Origin of the sequence: Mycolicibacterium baixiangningiae (assembly GCF_016313185.1) — a bacterium.
Classification (GTDB): domain Bacteria; phylum Actinomycetota; class Actinomycetes; order Mycobacteriales; family Mycobacteriaceae; genus Mycobacterium; species Mycobacterium baixiangningiae.
Genome location: NZ_CP066218.1, coordinates 4,790,258 through 4,809,656 on the forward strand (window position 1 = coordinate 4,790,258; position 19,399 = coordinate 4,809,656).

Sequence of the window (19,399 nt, forward strand, 5' to 3'; positions counted from 1 at the left end):
CTAGCTCCGAGACCGATAGTCTCGAAAAGACACCGAGCCCAGGAGAGCCGCATGGCCGATACTCTCGCCCGGCCCGAGCAACCCACCGATCCGAGCCTGGCCGCGTTGAGCAAGGGACGGCGCGTCTGGTTGCTCGTCGTGGCGTGTATGGGCGTCTCCCTCGTCATCTCATCGATGATCGGGCTGAACACCGCGCTCAGCGATATCGCGATCGCGACCTCCGCCACCCAGACGCAGCTGACGTGGGTGGTCGACGGGTACACCCTGGTGCTTGCCTGCCTTCTCCTGCCTGCCGGCGCCGTCGGCGACCGCTATGGCCGACGCGGCGCGCTGCTGATCGGCCTGGCCATCTTCTCGGTGGCCTCGGTCGCCCCGCTGATGTTCGACAGCCCTACGCAGATCATCCTGGCCCGTGCCGTCGCCGGCGCGGGCGCCGCCTTCGTGATGCCGGCAACGCTGTCGCTGTTGACGGCGGCCTATCCCAAGTCCGAACGCAACAAGGCAGTGGGAATCTGGGCGGCCGTCGCCGGCTCCGCCACCGTGATCGGGTTCCTCGGCTCGGGTCTGCTCCTGAACTTCTGGTCGTGGCAGTCGATCTTCTGGGCCTTCGCGATCGCCGGCGCAGCGATGATCGTGCTCACCTGTACGGTCCCGTCGTCACGCGAGACGGACGCGGCGCCCCTGGACTGGTGGGGCGCCGGCCTCATCGGCGCGGCGGTGGCGGTTTTCGTCTTCGGCGTCATCGAGGCGCCTGCCCGCGGATGGACCGATCCCGGAGTACTGATCTGTATAGCCGTCGGCGTGGTCCTCGCGGTGGTCTTCGGGTTCGTGGAGCTACGCCGCCGATTTCCGCTGCTGGATGTGCGATTGTTCGGCAGGCCCGACTTCGCCACCGGCGCAGTGGGTGTCACCCTCCTGTTCTTCGCCAACTTCGGCTTCTTCTTCGTGGTCATCCAGTACATCCAGCTGGTGATGGGTTACACGCCGCTGCGCACAGCCGTCGCCATCGCACCCCTTGCCGCACCGCTGCTCGTCTTCGGTGTGCTGACTCCCTGGTATCTGCCTCGAATGGGGTTGCGGCTCACGGTGTTCAGCGGTCTGCTCATCCTGTCGGCCGGTCTGTTGTTCATGCAACTGCTCGAAAACGGCTCCTCGTTCTGGGATCTGACCTGGCCGATGCTCGTCATGAGCACGGGTATCGGCTTGTGCACCGCCCCAACGACATCGGCCATCATGGGAGCGGTTCCCGACGACAAACAGGGTGTCGCCTCAGCTGTCAACGACGCCACCCGCGAAATCGGCGCCGCGCTCGGCATCGCGGTGGCGGGATCGATCTTCGCCGCTCAGTACGCCGATGCCCTGTCACCGGGCCTGAGCGCTTTCCCACCGGAGATTCGCGGTCCGGCGACGGACTCGCCGGCGGAGGCGCTGGAGATCTCCGAGAAGATGGGCCCCCAGGGCGCCCAGTTGGCCGATCTCGCCGAGTCCGCATTCCTGCAGGCGATGGATTCGTCGTTGTTCGCCATCGCCGCCGTCGTCGCGGTGGCGGCGGTGTTCGTCGCCATCTGGGCGCCGGGCCGCGACGGACAGCAGTTGCGCATCGTGCGTCGGCTCAGCGGGCGAGCACGCGCCCGCAACGTCGCCCGGCACCGGTCCTGATCCGGCGCCGGTGCGCCTCCGCCACTAACCTGGCTTCGTGCGCCTGCTCCTGGTCAACCCCAACACGACGGAGTCGATGACGGCCGCTATTGCCGCGGGCGCCGCAGCGGTGGCGCGCCCCACCACCGTCGTCGAGTCCGCCAACCCCGCCGACGGGCCGGCCAGCATCGAGAACGACGCCGACGAACTCCGTTGCGTCCCACACCTGCTCGATGTCCTACAGACGGCGGCGCAGCGCGAGCAGGACCGACCCGACGCCTACGTGATCGCCTGCTTCGGCGATCCCGGCCTCGACGAGGCACGAAGCCTGCTCGGCGCACCGGTCCTCGGCATCGCCCAGGCCGCCATGCACGCCGCCGCACTGCTCGCGGGCACCTTCTCGGTGGTTACGTCGATGTCGGCGACGGTGCCCCGTGGCTGGCAGCTCGCGAAGACCTACACCCCCGGTGCGTGCCTGGGCGTGTACGCCTGCGACATCCCCGTCCTCCGGATCGACTCCGACCCGGCCACGATCGAACCGATCGCCGAACTGTGTGCGCACGCGCTGCGGACCGACGGCAGCGGCTCGATCGTGCTCGGCTGTGCGGCGATGGCCCGCTTCGCCGAGCCGCTGTCGCGGCGGTTGGGCGTACCGGTGGTCGACGGCGTCGCCGCGGCCACGCGCCTCGCCGAGGCGCTCGAACCGCTCAGCCCGCGATGAACTCCGCGGCCCGGTGCCCGATCATCGCGATCGTCGCATGCGGGCCGCGACTGGTGAGGGCGGGCATCACCGAACCGTCCACCACCCACAGACCGTCGACGCCGCGGACCCGGCACTGTGCGTCGAGCACCGCCCGCGGATCGTCGTCGCTACCCATCGGTGCGGTACCGGCCAGATGCTGCGATGTCGACCATGACGGTTCACCCGTTGTCACTGTGCCACTGGCGATGTCGTAGGCCAGCTCGGCTCCCGCGGCGAGGTCGGCCACATCCGCGGGCTCGCTGTCGTAGCGATGGTCGATCACCGGAGGGACGAGCGGATCGGCCGACGCGACGGTGACCCGGCCCCTGGACCGGGGCCGCATCAGCGCGACGCCGATGTGCGGACTCTCAGCGGGGTCGTGGCCGGGTCCATGCACCATCGCGCCGAACCCTGCTGTGTACGGCCGGATTTCGAGCCCATCCTCGGTGGTGAGCACTGCCTCCAGCGGCGGCAGATCATGGGTGGGCGTCCAGCCCACCGGTATCACCCATTCGGGATGGTCGGAAGTCGACGCGCCGACGGGCAGGTCGGCCCACACCCGAATACCCAACTCCCGCAACGTCTTCACCGGCCCGATACCCGAGACCATCAGCAGTTGCGCGCTGCCGATCGCCCCTGCGGACAACACGATCCGATCCGCGGTCACGGTGAACCTCCCCGCGGGGCCCACGCACTCGGCCGCCACGGCACGGCCCTGAGCGATGCGCACACGCATGACCCTCGTATCGGGCAACAGGTCGACGTTGTCGCGCTCGAGCGCGGGCAGCAGGAACGCGCCGCCCGGTCCCACCCGGGTCCCGCTGTCGATGTTCAGCGGCACGGCACCCACCCCGGCGGCAGGCACATCCGCGTCGAATCCGCTGAGATCCTCGACCCACCGATGGCCCGCGCCACGGGCTGCGGCGACGAAAGACGCAGTGCACCCATCGAAGTCACTGACTCGCCGGACGTTGATGGGGCCGTCCGCACCGTGCAACGGCCCGCCGAAATCCAGGTCCGTCTCGATCGCCCGGAAGTGCGGGAGCACGTCGCGCCACGTCCACCCGGGGAGCTGCCACCCGTCGAAGTCGGCGGGCAGCCCGCGGCAGAAGTATCCGCCGTTGACCGCCCCCGAGCCGCCGACGACCGCACCGCGCGTGATCTGCATGCGGCGGGGCGGTGCGTCGGTGAGCGTTGTCAGATAGTGCCGGACCACCGAACTGGCGGTGCCGATCGGCAGCCTCAGCCCGTCGTTGATCTGCTGGGCCACCCGCGGGTCGGACGGGGCGGGCCCGGCCTCCACCACGGTCACTCGGCACCGCGGGTCAGCGGAAAGTCGTTCGGCCAGCACGGATCCGGCGCTGCCGGCACCGACGATCAGCACGTCACTGCGCACAGACAACTCGGCCTTTACGTTCGGATCTGCGGTTTGAGCGCACCGAGGTGTCGTTCGCGCACCACCCCGGTCCACAGCCCCAGCCCGTAGGCGATGTCGTCGAGCCGGCGCAACAGCACATAGGTCAGCAACCCGACCTGTCTGGTGTCGTCGTCGGTGTTGCCGCGACGTGCTGCCCAGTCCACGACACCGTCGACCACCGCGGCGATCAGCACCGCCTGCCGACAGCGGCGGGACAGCACCGCGGCCAACAGGGCGATCGGCCAGTAGTGCCGGCAGATCGCCGACGCCAGTTGCAGCGCCGCCGACCACAATCCGTGGGCGGCGATGGCGGCCACCTGTCTGGGTTGGGTTTCGACGCTGCGCAGGGCGCTGGCCACCCGTCGCGCCGTCAGGCCGGCGGCGATCACCGACGCCAGGTAGCCGACGCAGGTGCCCATCGCCATCAGCACCCAGACCACCAGCGTCCAGCCCGAGATCACCAGCGGGGCCGTCTTACCGGGATGGCGGACCGACAGCGGGGCCGCGGACTCACCGTAGAAGGCTTTGCGGGAGAACCACTGCCCGAGTTCGGTGCGGTGGTCGTGTGCCACGAGCGCGATCGGCTCGTAGCGCAACCGGGCGCCGGCCTCCACCAGCCGCCAGCACAGGTCGACGTCCTCGCCCGAGCGCATCGTCTCGTCGAAGCCGCCGATGTCGTCCAGCATGCGCCGGCGGCAGATGATCGCGGCGCTCGGCACATAGGACACCGGGCCGTAGGGCACCACCGGCGCCTCCCGCTGACCGAGGTCCAGCGACGAGCGCACGGCTTCGTAGCGGGCCACCGGGTTGTCGGCGGTGCGCAGCCCGACGATGCGGGGCGCCACCAGCGCCACCATTGGGTCGCAGAAGTGCCCCAGCAACGCCTCGAGCCATCCGCGGCGCGGGACGACGTCGGAGTCGAGGAAGGCGACGAAGTCGGTGGCGCTCGCGGCGGCACCGGTATTGCGGGCGGCCGCGGGCCCCCTGCTGACGTCGTGCCGGATCAGCTGCACATCGCAGTGCACACCGGCCAGGTCACGTCGCTCGACCGGCACCGCCGATCCGTCGTCCACGACGATGACCCGTAGGCCGCGTAACGACGCGACGAGGCGCTGCAGTCCAAACAGGTTGTCGCGCACCGGGATGACGATGGTCACGTCGCGATGCGAGGGTCCGCCCGCGGGCCGCGGATGAGCGACGGTGGCGTCGAGTAAGGTGCGGGCCAGCTGTGCGCTCTGGGCGTCGTGCACCTCGAGGCGGCCACCGCTGAGCATGGTCTGGGCGGCGGGCGCCAGCCGCAGCAGCCGGGTGGGTGAGCCGCCGAGGAGTGCAGCTCCTTCGCCGAGCACCTTGACGCGCCGGTCGACCTGTACGGCAAAGCCGTTCGGCAGGCGCGGCCCGGTCATCGCAGCATCCCGTTGCTGTCCGGCGCCCAGCGCGCGATCCGGTCGGCGCACTGCTGCACCATTTCACCGAACAACCGGGCGCCGTCGGTGCCGGTCGCGGTGGTGGGGTCTCCGAGCACGCCCACCTCGCTGACGGCCGCCACACCACCCTGACGGAGCTGTGGCATCAGCTCGCGCAGCGGGGCGGTGTTGCCGCGCTGCCAGTGGTCGATGTGTACGTCGCCCGGCGAGATGTAAAGCAGTACGGACGTTTCGGTGTGGCCCGCGTGCGCATCGGAGTCCTTCGCGACGCACGGACACCAGGCGACGTCGCGGTCCTCGTAGCGCAGCAGGGCGGTCGCGCCCGCGAGCGCCTCCGCGTTACCCCCGTGGCCGTTGACGAACACCACCCGCGACGCCCAGTTCGACGCGGATCGGCCGAATTCGACCAGCAGCAGGCGCAGGGCGGCGGTACCGATCGAGATCGTGCCGGGGAAACTCTCGTGCTCACCGCTGGCGCCGTAGCCGACGGCAGGCGCGAGCGACCACGACGGCGCCAGCGAGTGCGCGACTTCGCGGGCGACCGCGGTGGCGATGCGGGTGTCGGTGTCCAGCGGCAAGTGGGGTCCATGCTGTTCGGTGGAACCTACGGGAACGATCAACGCCGTCGATGTGTCGCGCAGCTGCCTCGACGTCGAGTTCCCAAGCTCGCTGGGAAAAGCCACCCGCCGATGGTAAGCCGAATTCACCTGGCGTGCGCCACTTGTTCGCGCATGGGCTTCGATTGATTTTCCGAAGCAGACCGGCTACCGCGCCGCCCGCCACCCCGCCAGCACCGTCCGTCCCCTGCGTCACAGCGGAGGGTCAGGCTCTTACGCGTCGTCGCCACCCGGAACACCCAGGGCGCGGGTGAACCCCGGCGGCACCAGGATGTCGCTCGGCCCCAGATCATGAATCGAGGCGCGCCCGAGCCCCATCAATGCCGAATCGATGCCACCGCGCAGGATGTCCAGGACGTTCTCCACACCGGCCTGGCCGTTGGCGGCGAGCCCCCACAGGTACGCCCGGCCGATCATCACCGCGCGGGCACCGAGGGCCAAGGCCTTGACCACGTCGCTGCCGCGGCGGATCCCGCCGTCGAGCAGGACCTCGATCTGGTCGCCCACCGCATCGGCGACCGCGGGCAGGCAACGGATGGCTGCCGGGGTCCCATCGAGATTGTTACCGCCGTGGTTGGACACCGAGATCGCTGAAACACCGGCGTCGACAGCACGTTTCGCGTCGTCGACGCGCACGATGCCCTTGAGCATGAACGGGCCGTCCCACCGCTCACGCAACCATGCGATGTCCTCCCAGGTGGGCGGCGGGGTGCCCATCCACTCTCCGTAGGCCTGAAAGAACGGCGGGCCGGGCTCGCCGCGGCGCGCCTGGTTGGGCACCCGCAGGTCAGGCGGGCTCAGCGTCTTCCCGAAATCCCACAGCCAACGCGGCTTCGTGAGCACCTCGGGCGACATCCTCAACATCGTCTTGAGGTTCATCTGTTCGGGAATCGCCGGGCTGCCCCAGTCCCGGCCATGGGAGAAGCTCCAGTCGGTCGTGGCGATCAGCCCTACCGCACCGGCTTCCTTGGCGCGAAGCGCCCGCTCCAGGATCGCCTCCCGTCCCCCCAGCCAGTAGATCTGGAAGAACAGCTTCGGGTTGGCGGCGATGACCTCTTCGATCGGCTTGCTCGCGAACGAGGACAACCCCATCGCGGTGCCGCGGGCGGCGGCCGCACGCGCGACCGCGACCTCGCCGTCGGGGTCGACGGCCTGCACACCGGTCGGCGAGATCATGACCGGCATCGAAATCTCTTGCCCCATGACCGTTGTCGACAGATCGCGCTTCGCGGCAGCGCCGACGACGTGCGGGGCGAAGCCGAGCTCGGAGAAGGACTCCACGTTGTCGGAGACCGTCACCCCCTTCTCGCTGGCGGAGATCAGCGAGGAGTACACCGACTTGGGTAGCCGTTTCTTCGCCCGTTGCTGGGCGATGGCGACGGTTTCGAACCAGGTATCGCGGGCCATGATCACACCGGGCTTTCGTCACACAGCCGAGCGGGCGGCTTGGTCAACAGTTTCAACGGGATCGGGCCCTGCTGCTTGGTCCCCCGCGAGTGGTCGCCGCTGGGCTTGGGCTTGACGCGGTCGACCGTCAGCGCCGGCGCACCGAACCCCTGCACGCACTCCGGGTCGGGCCCGTCGAGCGGGAGGCCGGTGAAGAACTTCGCGGCCATGCATCCGCCGCGGCAGGCGTCGTAGTGCCCGCAGCCACTGCAGGCCCCCGCCGACTGCGGTTCACGCAGTTCGCGGAACAGTTCGGAGTTCTGCCAGACGTTCTGAAACCCAGCCCCAGAACCTGTGTCCGACAGAATGTTTCCGGCCAGGAACTTGTCGTGGATGGCGAACGGGCAGGCATAGACGTCACCCACCGGGTCGATGAGGCAAACCACCCGGCCCGCACCGCACAGGTTGAGCCCGGCCAGCGCGCCCGGTTCCCCCAGCCCGGAGAGGTGGAAGAACGAGTCGCCGGTCAGCACCCGCTCACCCTTGGCGACCAGCCAGTTGTACAGCTGCACCTGCTGCTCGGCAGTGGGGTGCAGGTCGTCCCACACGTCGGCGCCGCGGCCCGACGGGCGCAGCCGGGTGATCCGCAGCGTCGCGCCGTAGCGGCTCGCCAGCGCGGCGAAGTCGTCGAGCTGCCCGACGTTGTGACGGGTGACGACGACCGAGATCTTGGCGTCCTTGAAGCCCGCGGCGGCCAGGTTCTCCAGGGCGCGCTCGGCCATCGCGAACGAGCCGGGGCCGCGGACCGCGTCGTTGATCTCGGCGGTCGCACCGTCCAGCGAGATCTGCACGTCGACGTAGTCACTGGCCGCGAGTTTGGCGGCGACCTCCGGCGTGATGCGCACACCGTTGGTGGAGAACTTCACTCCGACGTGGTGTGCGGTCGCGTAGTCGACCAGCTCCCAGAAGTCCGGTCGCACAGTGGGTTCCCCGCCGCCGATGTTGACGTAGAACACCTGCATGCGCTCGAGCTCGTCGATGATGTCCTTGCACTGCTGCGTGGAGAGCTCGCGCGGATCGCGTTTGCCCGACGAGGACAGGCAGTGCACGCACGCCAGGTTGCAGGCGTAGGTCAGCTCCCACGTCAGGCAGATCGGCGCATCGAGGCCACGCTCGAACTGCTCGACCAGGCGCGGGACCGGCGCAACGGAAGTCATGGTGCGGGTTTCTCCTCGCAGACGAGCATCTTGGATTGGACGAGCACGCCGAGGGCGTGCAGGTACGGCGCCTGTTGCGCATCGTCGATACCGGCTGCGCGGCAGGCGGAGCGGGCGTCGCGATGCTCGGCGAGCGAGTTCACCACGTCGACGATCGTGCGGTTCTTCAGGAACGACAGCTTGCGGGTCCCGAAGTGGTAGAGCAGCGCCCCGAACGGTTCAGGCCGCACCGCCACCTGGCTGTGCAGCCTCCACCGCAGATCGGGGTCGAACGCGACAGGCGCCGTCACGGTCAGTAGACCCCGCACATCCCGTCGATCGAGACCTCTTCGACGAGCGTCTCGGTGACGAGTTCGGTGTCTGCTTCGGTGTGCTGATCGGGCTCCATGAGCACTGCCTTTCGTCGCGTAGGGTCCACTGGAGTGTGACCTAGGTCGCCTACGATATGGCATCGAGTGCCAGAACGGAAGGGTGAGTTCCATGCGGCAGGATTCCGCGGCTCGCGTGGGTCGGCGCCGCTCCACCACCCAGGACCACATCACCGACGTCGCGCTCGAATTGTTCGCCGCCCGCGGGTTCGACGAGGTCAGCGTCGACGATGTCGCCGCCGCCGCCGGTATCGCCCGGCGCACGGTGTTCCGCTACTACTCCTCGAAGAGCGCGATTCCGTGGGGCGACTTCGACGCGCATCTCGACCACATGCGCCACCTGTTCGACGGTGTGGACCCCGACGTTCCGATCGACGATGCGCTACGGGCCGCCCTGCTGGCGTTCAACGAATTCGACGCCGCGGAGACCGCCCGCCATCGACAACGGATGCGGGTCATTCTGCAAACCGATGCGCTGCAGGCGTATTCGATGACGATGTACGCCGGGTGGCGGGCTGTCGTCGCCGGGTTCGTGGCCCGTCGGATGGGTGTCAAGGGGCAGGATCTGGTGCCGCAGACCGTGGCGTGGACGATGCTCGGCGTGGCGCTGTCGGCCTACGAGCAGTGGCTGGCCGACGAGGCGGTGTCGCTCACGCAGGCGCTCGGCGACGCTTTCGACACGGTGCGCAACGGCCTGCACGCCCTCCATTAGCGATTTCGGCGTGGTGGGTCGCGCTCACCGCGACTGCGCACACCGAAATCGCTTCGCCGAAGGGCGTCGGAGTTCGGGTCCGAACGGCGACGATTGAGGTGTGAGCGGCGAATCGGACGGTGACGACGCTCCGCGGACCCTGCTGGCGCTCTACGACGACGCCCTGCCGACGGTGTACGGCTACTTCGTCAGGCGCTGTCCGGACCGTGGAACCGCCGAGGACCTGACGTCGGAGACCTTCCTGGCGGCGATGGATGCCGCCCGGCGGGGCGCCGCCTCGTCGATCAGCCTGCCGTGGCTGATCGGGGTGGCGCGGCACAAGTTGGCAGACCACTACCGCCGCCGCCATGACCGGCACACCGTGCCGGTCTCCGAGGTGCCCGAACCCAGCGACCCGGTCGACGACTGGGACGCCGAACTCGACCGGATCGTCGCCGAGAGTGTGCTGGCGCGGCTGCCCGAACAGCACCGGACGGTGCTGTCGCTGCGCTATCTGGACGGCCGTTCGGTCCCCGAATGCGCCGAGCTGATCGGCCGGACGGTGCACGCCACCGAGGCGCTGCTGGTGCGGGCCCGTCGCGCATTCCGCTCGCAGTACCCGGAAGGAGGCACGCCGTGAACGACAACGCGGACCCGCTGTGGGTCCTGCACGGCGACGAGCTTCCGGTTCACCCCGACCCGGCGTTCGCGGCGCGGTTGCGCGCGCGGCTGGAGTCGGCGCTGAGATTGCCCAACCGAACCGAAGGAGTCGACATGACTGACACCGATGTGGCGCCGGCTGCGCTCCCGCGCCCGGCCGCACTGCCCTACCTGGCCGTCGCCGATGCCCGCGCGGCCGTCGACTGGTACGTCGAGGCGTTCGGCGCGACGCTGGTCGGCGAGCCGATCGTGATGGACGACGGACGCATCGGCCACGCCGAACTCGCGCTGGCGGGCGGTCTGCTCTACCTGGCCGACGAGTTCCCGGAGATCGGGTTGAGAGCGCCTGTGCCAGAACACGTCTCGGTCAGCCTGATGCTGCAGGTCGACGATACCGACGCGGCGTTGCGGCGGGCCCGCGAGTCCGGCGCCCGCGTGCAGCGCGAACCCTACGACGCCCACGGGTCGCGCACCGCGGCGATCGTCGACCCGTTCGGGCACCGGTGGATGCTGTCCGGACCGCTCACCGGCGGGTTCACGCCGATTCGGCACGGCGACGTCGGCTACGTGTCCCTGTGGACCGCCGATACCGAGCGCGCGGCGACGTTCTACGGCCATGTCCTGGGCTGGACCTACGATCCGGCCACTCGGCAGGTCACCAACACCGCGCTGCCCACCGGCATCTTCCCCGGAGACGGACAGGCCACGCTGTTCTGCTGCTACGCCGTCGACGACCTCGACGAGGCGCGGCAGTCCATCACCGCCTCGGGCGGAACACTCGGTGCCACAGTCGAACACGACTTCGGGACGACGCTGGACGCCACCGATCCGCTGGGCAACGCCTTCGCGGTGTTCACCCCGTCACGTCCGACGCCCCGGCCCGCGCTCAACGGCAGCGGCCCCGGCGAACTGTCCTACATCACCTACGAGGTGGCCGACTCCGCAGTGTTCCGGGACTTCTACCACCGGGTGCTGTCCTGGACGTTCGAGACCGGCCGGGTCGAGGACGGTTGGCAGGTCGAGGGCGCCCATCCGATGGCGGGTATGGCCGGGAGCAGCGCGCGGTCGGTGACCGTGCCGATGTGGACCGTCGCCGACATCGACGACGCGGTGCGCCTGGTCCGGGAGGCCGGCGGTTCGGTGCTGCAGTCGCCGTCCCGTCAGCCCTACGGCCTGATGGCCGAATGCGTCGACGACCAGGGCGCCCGCTTCTACCTGGGCCAGTTCTGAGCGATTTCGGCGCGCTCCCGTGCGCTCAGCGTATGTTGGCGCGCCCGAATCGCTACCCGAGCACGTCGCTGATCGGTGCGCCGTTGGCGATCTTGCTGCGGGTCTTCATCACCTTGCCGGGCATCCCGCCTCCGACCACACCGGCGACCACGCCGTCGCGCTCGTAGTACGCCAGGAATTTGCGGCCGTCGTCCTCGACGATGTGCACGGTGTCGTCGGCCTCGGGCTCTCCCAGGCACTGGATCTTGACGTCGTACTGGTCACTCCAGAAGTACGGCACCGAGACCACACCGGGGATGTCCTGTCCGAGCATCGCGGGCACCAGCACCCGCGCCTGGTCGGCGACATTGCTCCAGTGCTCCACGCGCACTTGGTTTCCGACGGTGTCTAGCCACGACGCGACGTCGCCGATCGCCCACACGTGCGGTGCGCTGGACCGCCCTTCGGCATCACACAGCACGCCGTTGTCGAGCACGATGCCGCTGCCGTCGAGCCAGTCGGTGGCCGGGCGGGAGCCGATGCCGACCACCACGATGTCGGCGTCGACCTCGGTGCCGTCGGACAACACGACGGCCTGCACCCTGCCCTCTCCGCGGACCTCGCTCACCCCGACCCCGCACCGCACGTCGACGCCTTCGGCGCGGTGCAGGCGGGCCACCAGCTCACCGATCTGCGTGCCGAGCACCGACGCCAGCGGCGCGGGTTGGGGTTCTACGAGCACCACGTCGACACCGAGTTTGCGCAGGCTCGCGGCGACCTCGCAGCCGATGAACCCGGCACCGATCACCACGGCGCGCCGCGCCGAAGCGGCCTCCTCGCGCAGCTTGAGGCTCTCGCCGAACGATCGCAGGACGTGGACGCCGGGCAGATCGGGAATGGACGGAATCCGCTTGGGCACCAACCCGGTCGCGATCACCAGCTCGTCGTAACCGATCACGCGGCCGTCGGTCAGGGTGAGCGTCCGCGCCGCGGTGTCCAGGGTGGCCGCACCCGCGCCGAGCAGCACGGTGATGTCGTTCTCCTGGTAGAACTCCGCCGGCTTGAGCGTCACGTCGTCGGTTTCGCTGCGCAGCACTTCCTTCGACAGCGGAGGCCGGTCGTAGGGCAGATGGTCCTCGTCGCTGACGATCGTGACGGGGCCGGGGTAATTGGAACGCCGCAGTTGTTCGGCCGTGCGGGCCGCCGCGAGGCCGCCGCCGACGATGACGATGCCACCTGAAGTGCTCACGAGGTGGTTCTACACGATGGGGTGCCCGATCGGTACGCCACCCTGTGATTCCGGTTACTCACGGATGCGCGCGCTCGATGAGGTTGGACAGCACCACGATGCTCTCACTGCGCTCGATGTCCGCGCTGGAACGGATACGTTCCAACGCTTCCTCGAGGTGGCGCATATCGCGGGCGAGCACGTGCAGGATCGCGTCGGCGGTGCCGGTCACCGTCGCGGCGCTGACCACCTCCGGGATGTCGATCCAGGCCGCGCGGAGGCGTTCCGGCGCAATCGTGCCGTGGCAGAACACCTGTACGTACGCCTCGGTGTTCCAGCCGACGGCGTTGCGGTCCACCGCGGTGGTGAAGCCGCGGATCACGCCGTCGTCGAGCATGCGGTCCACCCGCCGCTTGACGGCGGGGGCCGACAGGTTCACCCGTTGCCCGATCTCGGCAAAGGTGGCGCGCGCATGCTCGGCCAGTTCGGCGAGGATGCGTTCGTCGGTGTCGTCCAACCGGTCCATGATCCTCCTGCGCAAGATATCGCCGCTCAGCCCGCACCAGCACAACAGATCGAGCGTGAACACGCAATGTTCGTCGATTGATTGCCCCAGACCGCACCCATATCGTCGATTCATGCCGTTTCCGGTCACCCGCACTCCGCGCATCCGCCACTACGTCATGACACCGCCGACATTCTTCGCCGTCGAGTACGCGATCAACCCGTGGATGGATCCCACGACGACGGTCGACACCCACCGCGCACTCGACCAGTGGGAGGCCCTGCGCCGCACCTACAAGGAACTCGGCCACACGGTGGAGCTGGTCGAACCGGTCGCCGGCCTGCCCGACATGGTCTACGCCGCCAACGGCGGAGTGCTGGTCGCCGGACACGCCGTGGTCGCCCGGTTCGCCTATCCGCAGCGCGCCGCCGAATCGGATGCCTACGCGGAGTGGATGAGCCGGCACGGGTACACCCCGGTGCGCACCGACCACGTCAACGAAGGCCAGGGCGACGTCCTCGTAGTCGGACGGCTCCTGTTGGCGGGCTACGGTTTTCGTACCGATGTCCGCGCGCACGCGGAGATCGCGGCCGCCCTCGACCTACCCGTGGTCAGCCTCCGGCTGGTCGATCCACGCTTCTATCACCTCGACACCGCGCTGGCGGTCCTCGACGACAGGACGGTGGCCTTCTACCCACCGGCATTCGACGCGCCGTCGTGTGACCGACTGCGCACGTTGTTTCCCGATGCCATCGAAGTCGCCGATGCCGATGCGCACGCCTTCGGACTGAATGCGGTGTCCGATGGACGCCGCGTCGTATTACCGGCTGCGGCAACGGGTTTCGCCACTCAGCTGCGCGCGGCAGGATTCGATCCCGTCGGTGTCGAGCTGTCCGAACTGCTCAAGGGCGGCGGCTCCGTCAAATGCTGCACGTTGGAGGTGCACTCATGACGCTCACTGACCACACGACCGCTACCGACCACGCGACCGCCACCGAGGCGGTGATCGCCGCCGAGGACCGCCATGTCGCGCACAACTACGCCCCGCTGCCCGTGGTGGCCGCGACGGCGGAAGGCGCGTGGATCACCGACGTGGAGGGCCGGCGGTATCTGGACTGCCTGGCCGCGTACTCGGCGGTGAACTTCGGCCACCGCCACCCGCAGATCGTCGCGGCCGCGCATGCCCAACTCGACGCCGTCACCCTGGTCAGCCGCGCCTTCCACTCCGACCGCCTGGCACCGTTCTGCCAGGCCCTGGCCGGGTTGTGCGGCAAAGACATGGTGCTGCCGATGAACAGCGGTGCCGAAGCCGTCGAGAGCGGTATCAAGATCGCCCGCAAATGGGGCACCGACGTCAAGGGAGTGCCCGCCGGGAGCGGCAACATCGTGGTGGCTCACAACAACTTCCATGGCCGCACCACCACGATCATCAGCTTCTCCGACGACGACACCGCCCGGCGCGGGTTCGGTCCGTACACACCCGGATTCCGCGCCGTGCCGTTCGGACCCGACGACCCTCAGGCCGACGCACTGGCCGCCGCCGTCGACGACCACACGGTCGCGGTACTCCTGGAACCGATCCAGGGCGAGGCCGGAATCATCGTTCCCCCCGACGACTACCTACCCCGCGTGCGCCGCATCTGCACCGAACGCGGCGTGCTGCTGATCGCCGACGAGATCCAGTCGGGTCTGGCGCGCACCGGTCGCACCTTCGCCTGCGACCACTGGGGCGTCGTGCCCGACCTGTACCTGCTCGGTAAGGCCCTCGGCGGCGGAGTGCTTCCGCTGTCTGCGGTGGTGGGCGACCGTGACGTGCTCGGCGTGCTGCATCCCGGCGAGCACGGCTCCACCTTCGGCGGCAACCCGCTGGCCGCGGCGGTGGGGACGTCGGTGATCGAACTGTTGCGCACCGGCGAATTCCAGCGCAGGGCATTTGAACTCGGCCGGCACCTGCACACGCGACTCGAACAACTGATCGGCAACGGTGTGGTCGCGGTGCGCGGTAAGGGACTGTGGGCGGGGGTCGATGTGGCCCCGGCGCTGGGTACCGGTAAGCAGATCAGTCACGCCCTGGCGCGGCGCGGAGTGCTGGTCAAGGACACCCACGGCTCGACACTGCGGTTCGCTCCGCCGCTGGTGATCACCGCCGACGAAATCGATTGGGCGGTCGATCAATTCGCCGCGGTGCTGACTGAACGGCAGTAGCTCAGTACTTCATCACACCGCGGTCGACGGCGATCTGGCTGCCGGACAGGGTGGCCGATCCGTCACCGGCCAGCCAGGCCACCACGTCGGAAACCTCTTCGGGCGTCATGAAATCCGCCAGGCTCAGCTTGCCTTCGCGGTCCACCGACTTCAGCGGCATCGGTGCGAAGCTGTGCAGATAATTCGGGTGCTTGGCGAAGACCTCCATCATCGCCTCGCGCTCCACCATCGGCGTGTCGATGGAGTACGGATGAATGGAGTTGACGCGGATTCCGTACTCCCCCGCCTCGAGCGCCAGCCCGTTGGTCAGCGCGGTCAAACCGTGTTTGGACGCCGCGTAGTGGCCGTTGCCCGGGGTGGCCTTGAGCCCCGCCGAGGAGCTGACGATGATGATCGACCCGCCGTTGCCTGCCTCGATCATCGCGGGCACCGCGGCGCGGATGGTCTTCCAGGTGCCGTTGAGGTTGACGTCGATGACGGCGTTCCACTGCTCCTCGGACATCTCCCACAGTCGCCCCCAGCTCAGCACGCCGGCGTTGGCCACCAGGATGTCGAGCCGGCCGAACTGTTCGACACCGTCGGCGACGACCTGCTGCAGTGCGGCGAGGTCGCGGACGTCGACCTCGCGGGCGAGCACCTTGCGGCCGGTGGCTTCGACGGCGCGGACCGTTTCGGCGAGGTCTTCCGCGGTCGCCGCAGGGTAGGTAATCGTGTCGTGCACCGGAGCGCAGATGTCGGTCGCGATGATGTCGGCGCCGTCACCGGCGAGACGCACGGCATGGGCGCGGCCCTGGCCGCGGGCGGCTCCGGTGATCAACGCGACGCGACCGGCCAGCGGACCCTCAACTGCGGCCACCGGGGCTCCTTTCGATCGGACTTGCCGACAGGCTAACAGCCGAACTGGAACGTGTTCTAAGGACGCCGCGTGACCGCTGCCCCTCCGGCGCATACGATCGGTCGCAATCAAGGGAGGTTCTTTCATGCCGATCGGCGTGCTCATCGGATTCGACGGTTCACCGGCGGCGACGGCCGCGATCGAGGTGGGCGGTCGGCTGCTCCCGCAGGCGCACGCCTGGGTCGCGCAGCTGTGGACCCCCCCGTTCGCCAGTGAGGGGTTGCGCAAACGTCTGCGCGCGAGTGTCGGCAGCGCGAGCGAGCTGGTTGAGCGCACGGAGTCGGAGGGCGAATACGAGGCCCAGCGCATCGCGGCCACCGGTACCACACTGGCCCGCGCCGCCGGCCTCGACGCCGAACCGTTGGTGAAGCGGTCGTGGGGCGGCGAAGGTCTGGTGCTCGCCCAACTGGCCGAACAGGTTTCGGCCGATCTGCTGCTCGTCGGATCGCGGGGACTCGGCGGCGCCCAGGCGTTCATGGGCAGCGTGTCGGACACGGCGGTGCACTACGCGTCACGCCCGACGCTGGTGGCGCCCGCCCCCATGCTGGCCGACGAGTACGACGCGCTGGCCGGCGGTCCCGTGATCGTCGGCTGGGACGGTTCGGCGGGGGGCAGGACCGCGCTGGCCGCCGCCCAACGCCTGTTTCCCGGCCGGGAGATCGTCGCAGCGGTCATCGGCGACGGTGTCGCCGAAACCCCGCCCGACGGTGTGGTCACCGAACACGTCGACGCCCCGCCGGGCGCCAAGGAGCACACGGTCGCCGACGCGCTGATCGCCCTGGCCGCACACCGCAGAGCCGCCGCGGTGGCGGTGGGTTCGCGGGGTCAGTCCGCGATGCGACAGGTGCTGCTCGGCAGCGTGGCCCGCGCGACGCTGCGTTCGGCGCACCGTCCCGTGCTGGTGGTGCCGGGTCCGTGACGGCGGCGCGTCGCTGATGTGCCGGCGCTTGGCGGCGTACTCGGCGTCAGGCCGTGATGGACTTCAGCCGGCGGCGACGGCGATCGTATCGGCCGACGGCGCCGGGCCGAGCAACTGGTAGAGCGGCGAGGTCCAGGCGTATCCACCGCTGGACGCCCGGGCGTAGCTGGTGTGCACGGCCACGCCGGTCGCCGTCACCTCTTCGGCATCCGGGTCGTAATCGCAGACCGCGTCGCCGAGTTCGCACACACTGATGGTGCGGGCGCCGACGAAGGGCGGCAGCGGGGCCGGAGCGTGCGCGAGAATCGGCCAGTCCTGGGCGACGCCCTTTCCGGCGCCGGGCACCGCGGTGACCGAACCCAGGTTGAGCGTCGGGTCGGTCGGCAGCCGGTCGCCGTCGGCGATCAGCAGCGCGCCCGCCAGGTTGGGGCTGGTGCCGAGGGTGTGCAGATTGCGGTGGATGACCATCGCGCCCTGCGAGTAGCCGGCGAGCACCACCTTGCTGGCCGGGCACCGCTGTACGAACGTGGCGTACTGGTTCGCCAACGCCGCGGTTCCGGCGTCGACGCTGCTGATGAATCCCGCCCAGTCGAGGATGCCGCCGTCCGCGGGGACTTCGGTCGCGGGGTAGACGACGGGCTCGGCGGTCATGGTCCGGCCGTCGCGGGCGAGCAACTGCTGGAGGTCTGCGCGGGAGCGGGCGACCACGCGGCCCATCCCGTCGTTCATCGAGACCTCGGCGCCCCGCTCACCGGACCCGGCGGCGCCGATCCAGTGGACGTCGGGGCACTGCGGCTGAGCCTGCGCGGTGCCGGCCAGACCGATCAGGGTGACCCCACCGACAGCGACAGCACCGGCAAATGCGCGAAGACGACGAAACACGAACCCAACCCTTCTGCGGACCACTGCGAAGATCATCGGGGCGGCGGCCATCCGCGTTACAGCGACTTCGGCGTGGTGGGTAGCGCCCAGCGCGACCACACACGCCGAAATCACAAAACGGCGCCCACCCCGGAAGGGTGAGCGCCGCTTCGCGACGTACAGGTCTTACTTGATGATCTTGGTGACCCGGCCGGCGCCGACGGTGCGGCCACCCTCGCGGATCGCGAACCGCAGACCGTCATCCATGGCGACGGGCTGGATCAGCTTGACGGAGATGTCGGTGTTGTCACCGGGCATCACCATCTCGGTGCCCTCGGGCAGGGTCACGACGCCGGTCACGTCCGTGGTCCGGAAGTAGAACTGCGGACGGTAGTTGTTGAAGAACGGCGTGTGGCGGCCACCCTCGTCCTTGGACAGGATGTAGACCTGGCCCTCGAACTCGGTGTGCGGGGTGGTCGTGCCGGGCTTGACCACGACCTGGCCGCGCTCGACGTCCTCACGCTTGATGCCGCGCAGCAGCAGACCGACGTTGTCACCGGCCTGGCCCTGATCGAGCAGCTTGCGGAACATCTCGACACCGGTGACCGTGGTCTTGGTGGTGCCGGGGCGGATGCCGACGATCTCGACTTCCTCGTTCACGTTGACCACGCCGCGCTCCACACGACCGGTGACCACGGTGCCGCGGCCGGTGATCGTGAAGACGTCCTCGACGGGCATCAGGAACGGACGGTCGGTGTCGCGGACCGGGTCCGGGATCGACTCGTCGACCGCGTCCATGAGCTCCTCGACGGACTTGACCCACTTCTCGTCACCCTCGAGCGCCTTGAGCGCCGAGACGCGCACGACCGGGGCGTCCTCGTCGAAGTCCTGGGCGGCCAGCAGTTCGCGGACCTCCATCTCGACGAGCTCGATGAGCTCCTCGTCGTCGACCGCGTCCGACTTGTTCAGCGCGACCAGGATGTAGGGCACGCCGACCTGGCGGGCCAGCAGCACGTGCTCGCGGGTCTGCGGCATCGGGCCGTCGGTCGCGGCGACCACCAGGATCGCACCGTCCATCTGGGCGGCACCGGTGATCATGTTCTTGATGTAGTCCGCGTGGCCGGGGGCGTCGACGTGCGCGTAGTGACGCTTCTCGGTCTGGTACTCCACGTGGGAGATGTTGATCGTGATGCCGCGCTGGCGCTCTTCAGGCGCATTGTCGATCTGGTCGAATGCGCGCGACTCGTTCAAATCGGGGTACTTGTCGTGCAGAACCTTGGTGATTGCTGCGGTCAGCGTGGTCTTGCCGTGGTCAACGTGACCGATGGTCCCGATGTTGACGTGCGGCTTCGTCCGCTCGAACTTCGCCTTCGCCACTGTGTGTCCTCCTGGACTTGTTGGTGCTTTTTACAGC

20 protein-coding genes are annotated in these 19,399 nt (G+C 69.0%); 8 read left to right on the forward strand and 12 right to left on the reverse strand.

Annotated elements, in window-relative coordinates:
- The first annotated feature begins 51 nt into the window (after positions 1–51).
- Positions 52–1,659, forward strand: coding sequence for an MFS transporter (locus tag I7X18_RS22675; protein WP_193046226.1), 1,608 nt, complete (start codon positions 52–54; stop codon positions 1,657–1,659).
- A gap of 37 nt (positions 1,660–1,696) precedes the next feature.
- Positions 1,697–2,359 carry an aspartate/glutamate racemase family protein gene (locus tag I7X18_RS22680; RefSeq protein WP_193046227.1) on the forward strand — a complete coding sequence of 221 codons (663 nt, stop codon included), beginning with the start codon at positions 1,697–1,699 and terminating at the stop codon, positions 2,357–2,359.
- On the opposite strand, the gene mftG is transcribed toward I7X18_RS22680, so the two are convergent.
- The 7 genes from mftG to mftA form a co-directional block, all read right to left on the reverse strand.
- Positions 2,346–3,776 (reverse strand): mycofactocin dehydrogenase MftG, encoded by a 1,431-nt coding sequence (gene mftG, locus I7X18_RS22685; RefSeq protein ID WP_193046228.1) that lies wholly within the window; start codon positions 3,774–3,776, stop codon positions 2,346–2,348. The two genes, I7X18_RS22680 and mftG, sit on opposite strands and share 14 nt — an antisense overlap.
- A 14-nt stretch (positions 3,777–3,790) precedes the next feature.
- A complete protein-coding gene (mftF, locus tag I7X18_RS22690; protein WP_193046229.1) occupies positions 3,791–5,203 on the reverse strand; it encodes a mycofactocin biosynthesis glycosyltransferase MftF in 1,413 nt (470 codons plus the stop codon).
- The gene (gene mftE, locus I7X18_RS22695) at positions 5,200–5,931 is read right to left on the reverse strand and encodes a mycofactocin biosynthesis peptidyl-dipeptidase MftE (protein WP_193046230.1); all 732 of its coding nucleotides are present in this window, start codon (positions 5,929–5,931) and stop codon (positions 5,200–5,202) included. Before mftE ends, mftF begins: the two co-directional genes overlap by 4 nt.
- Before the next feature lie 123 nt (positions 5,932–6,054).
- Positions 6,055–7,248, reverse strand: coding sequence for a pre-mycofactocin synthase MftD (mftD, locus tag I7X18_RS22700; protein WP_193046231.1), 1,194 nt, complete (start codon positions 7,246–7,248; stop codon positions 6,055–6,057).
- A 2-nt stretch (positions 7,249–7,250) separates the two neighbouring features.
- Positions 7,251–8,444 carry a mycofactocin radical SAM maturase gene (gene mftC, locus I7X18_RS22705; protein ID WP_193046232.1) on the reverse strand — a complete coding sequence of 398 codons (1,194 nt, stop codon included), beginning with the start codon at positions 8,442–8,444 and terminating at the stop codon, positions 7,251–7,253.
- The gene (gene mftB, locus I7X18_RS22710) at positions 8,441–8,734 is read right to left on the reverse strand and encodes a mycofactocin biosynthesis chaperone MftB (protein WP_193046233.1); all 294 of its coding nucleotides are present in this window, start codon (positions 8,732–8,734) and stop codon (positions 8,441–8,443) included. Before mftB ends, mftC begins: the two co-directional genes overlap by 4 nt.
- Before the next feature lie 2 nt (positions 8,735–8,736).
- Positions 8,737–8,832 (reverse strand): mycofactocin precursor MftA, encoded by a 96-nt coding sequence (gene mftA / locus I7X18_RS22715; protein WP_193046234.1) that lies wholly within the window; start codon positions 8,830–8,832, stop codon positions 8,737–8,739.
- Between the two features lie 92 nt (positions 8,833–8,924).
- On the opposite strand from mftA, the gene mftR reads away from it, so the two are divergent.
- The 3 genes from mftR (at position 8,925) to I7X18_RS22730 (ending at position 11,393) form a co-directional block, all read left to right on the forward strand.
- Positions 8,925–9,524, forward strand: a complete 600-nt coding sequence (mftR, locus tag I7X18_RS22720; protein WP_193046235.1) for a mycofactocin system transcriptional regulator MftR — start codon at positions 8,925–8,927, stop codon at positions 9,522–9,524.
- Positions 9,525–9,624: 100 nt separating this feature from the next.
- Entirely contained in the window at positions 9,625–10,143 is a 519-nt protein-coding gene (locus tag I7X18_RS22725; RefSeq protein WP_193046236.1) for an RNA polymerase sigma factor, read from the forward strand.
- Complete coding sequence (locus I7X18_RS22730; protein WP_193046237.1) at positions 10,140–11,393, forward strand: VOC family protein; 1,254 nt, start codon at positions 10,140–10,142, stop codon at positions 11,391–11,393. Before I7X18_RS22725 ends, I7X18_RS22730 begins: the two co-directional genes overlap by 4 nt.
- Positions 11,394–11,445: 52 nt before the next feature.
- Here I7X18_RS22730 and I7X18_RS22735 read toward each other — a convergent pair whose 3' ends face one another.
- Together I7X18_RS22735 and I7X18_RS22740 are read right to left on the reverse strand one after the other, a co-directional pair.
- Positions 11,446–12,621 carry an NAD(P)/FAD-dependent oxidoreductase gene (locus I7X18_RS22735; protein WP_193046238.1) on the reverse strand — a complete coding sequence of 392 codons (1,176 nt, stop codon included), beginning with the start codon at positions 12,619–12,621 and terminating at the stop codon, positions 11,446–11,448.
- A 58-nt stretch (positions 12,622–12,679) separates the two neighbouring features.
- Positions 12,680–13,126, reverse strand: coding sequence for an Rv2324 family transcriptional regulator (locus tag I7X18_RS22740; RefSeq protein WP_193046239.1), 447 nt, complete (start codon positions 13,124–13,126; stop codon positions 12,680–12,682).
- 112 nt (positions 13,127–13,238) lie between these two features.
- On the opposite strand from I7X18_RS22740, the gene ddaH reads away from it, so the two are divergent.
- Together ddaH and rocD are read left to right on the forward strand one after the other, a co-directional pair.
- Complete coding sequence (gene ddaH, locus I7X18_RS22745; RefSeq protein ID WP_193046240.1) at positions 13,239–14,057, forward strand: dimethylargininase; 819 nt, start codon at positions 13,239–13,241, stop codon at positions 14,055–14,057.
- The gene (gene rocD / locus I7X18_RS22750; protein ID WP_193046241.1) at positions 14,054–15,310 is read left to right on the forward strand and encodes an ornithine--oxo-acid transaminase; all 1,257 of its coding nucleotides are present in this window, start codon (positions 14,054–14,056) and stop codon (positions 15,308–15,310) included. The genes ddaH and rocD overlap by 4 nt, the downstream gene beginning before the upstream one ends.
- A 1-nt stretch (position 15,311) precedes the next feature.
- Here rocD and I7X18_RS22755 read toward each other — a convergent pair whose 3' ends face one another.
- Positions 15,312–16,166: a mycofactocin-coupled SDR family oxidoreductase gene (locus I7X18_RS22755; RefSeq protein ID WP_193046242.1), complete on the reverse strand. Its 855-nt coding sequence runs from the start codon at positions 16,164–16,166 to the stop codon at positions 15,312–15,314.
- A gap of 124 nt (positions 16,167–16,290) precedes the next feature.
- Between I7X18_RS22755 and I7X18_RS22760 the strand changes: the two genes are divergently transcribed.
- The gene (locus I7X18_RS22760) at positions 16,291–17,124 is read left to right on the forward strand and encodes a universal stress protein (RefSeq protein ID WP_193046243.1); all 834 of its coding nucleotides are present in this window, start codon (positions 16,291–16,293) and stop codon (positions 17,122–17,124) included.
- A gap of 63 nt (positions 17,125–17,187) precedes the next feature.
- Here I7X18_RS22760 and I7X18_RS22765 read toward each other — a convergent pair whose 3' ends face one another.
- Both I7X18_RS22765 and tuf read right to left on the reverse strand, forming a co-directional pair.
- Positions 17,188–18,057, reverse strand: coding sequence for a cutinase family protein (locus tag I7X18_RS22765; protein ID WP_404822808.1), 870 nt, complete (start codon positions 18,055–18,057; stop codon positions 17,188–17,190).
- 114 nt (positions 18,058–18,171) lie between these two features.
- Positions 18,172–19,362, reverse strand: coding sequence for an elongation factor Tu (gene tuf / locus I7X18_RS22770; protein ID WP_193046244.1), 1,191 nt, complete (start codon positions 19,360–19,362; stop codon positions 18,172–18,174).
- Positions 19,363–19,399: the final 37 nt, after the last annotated feature.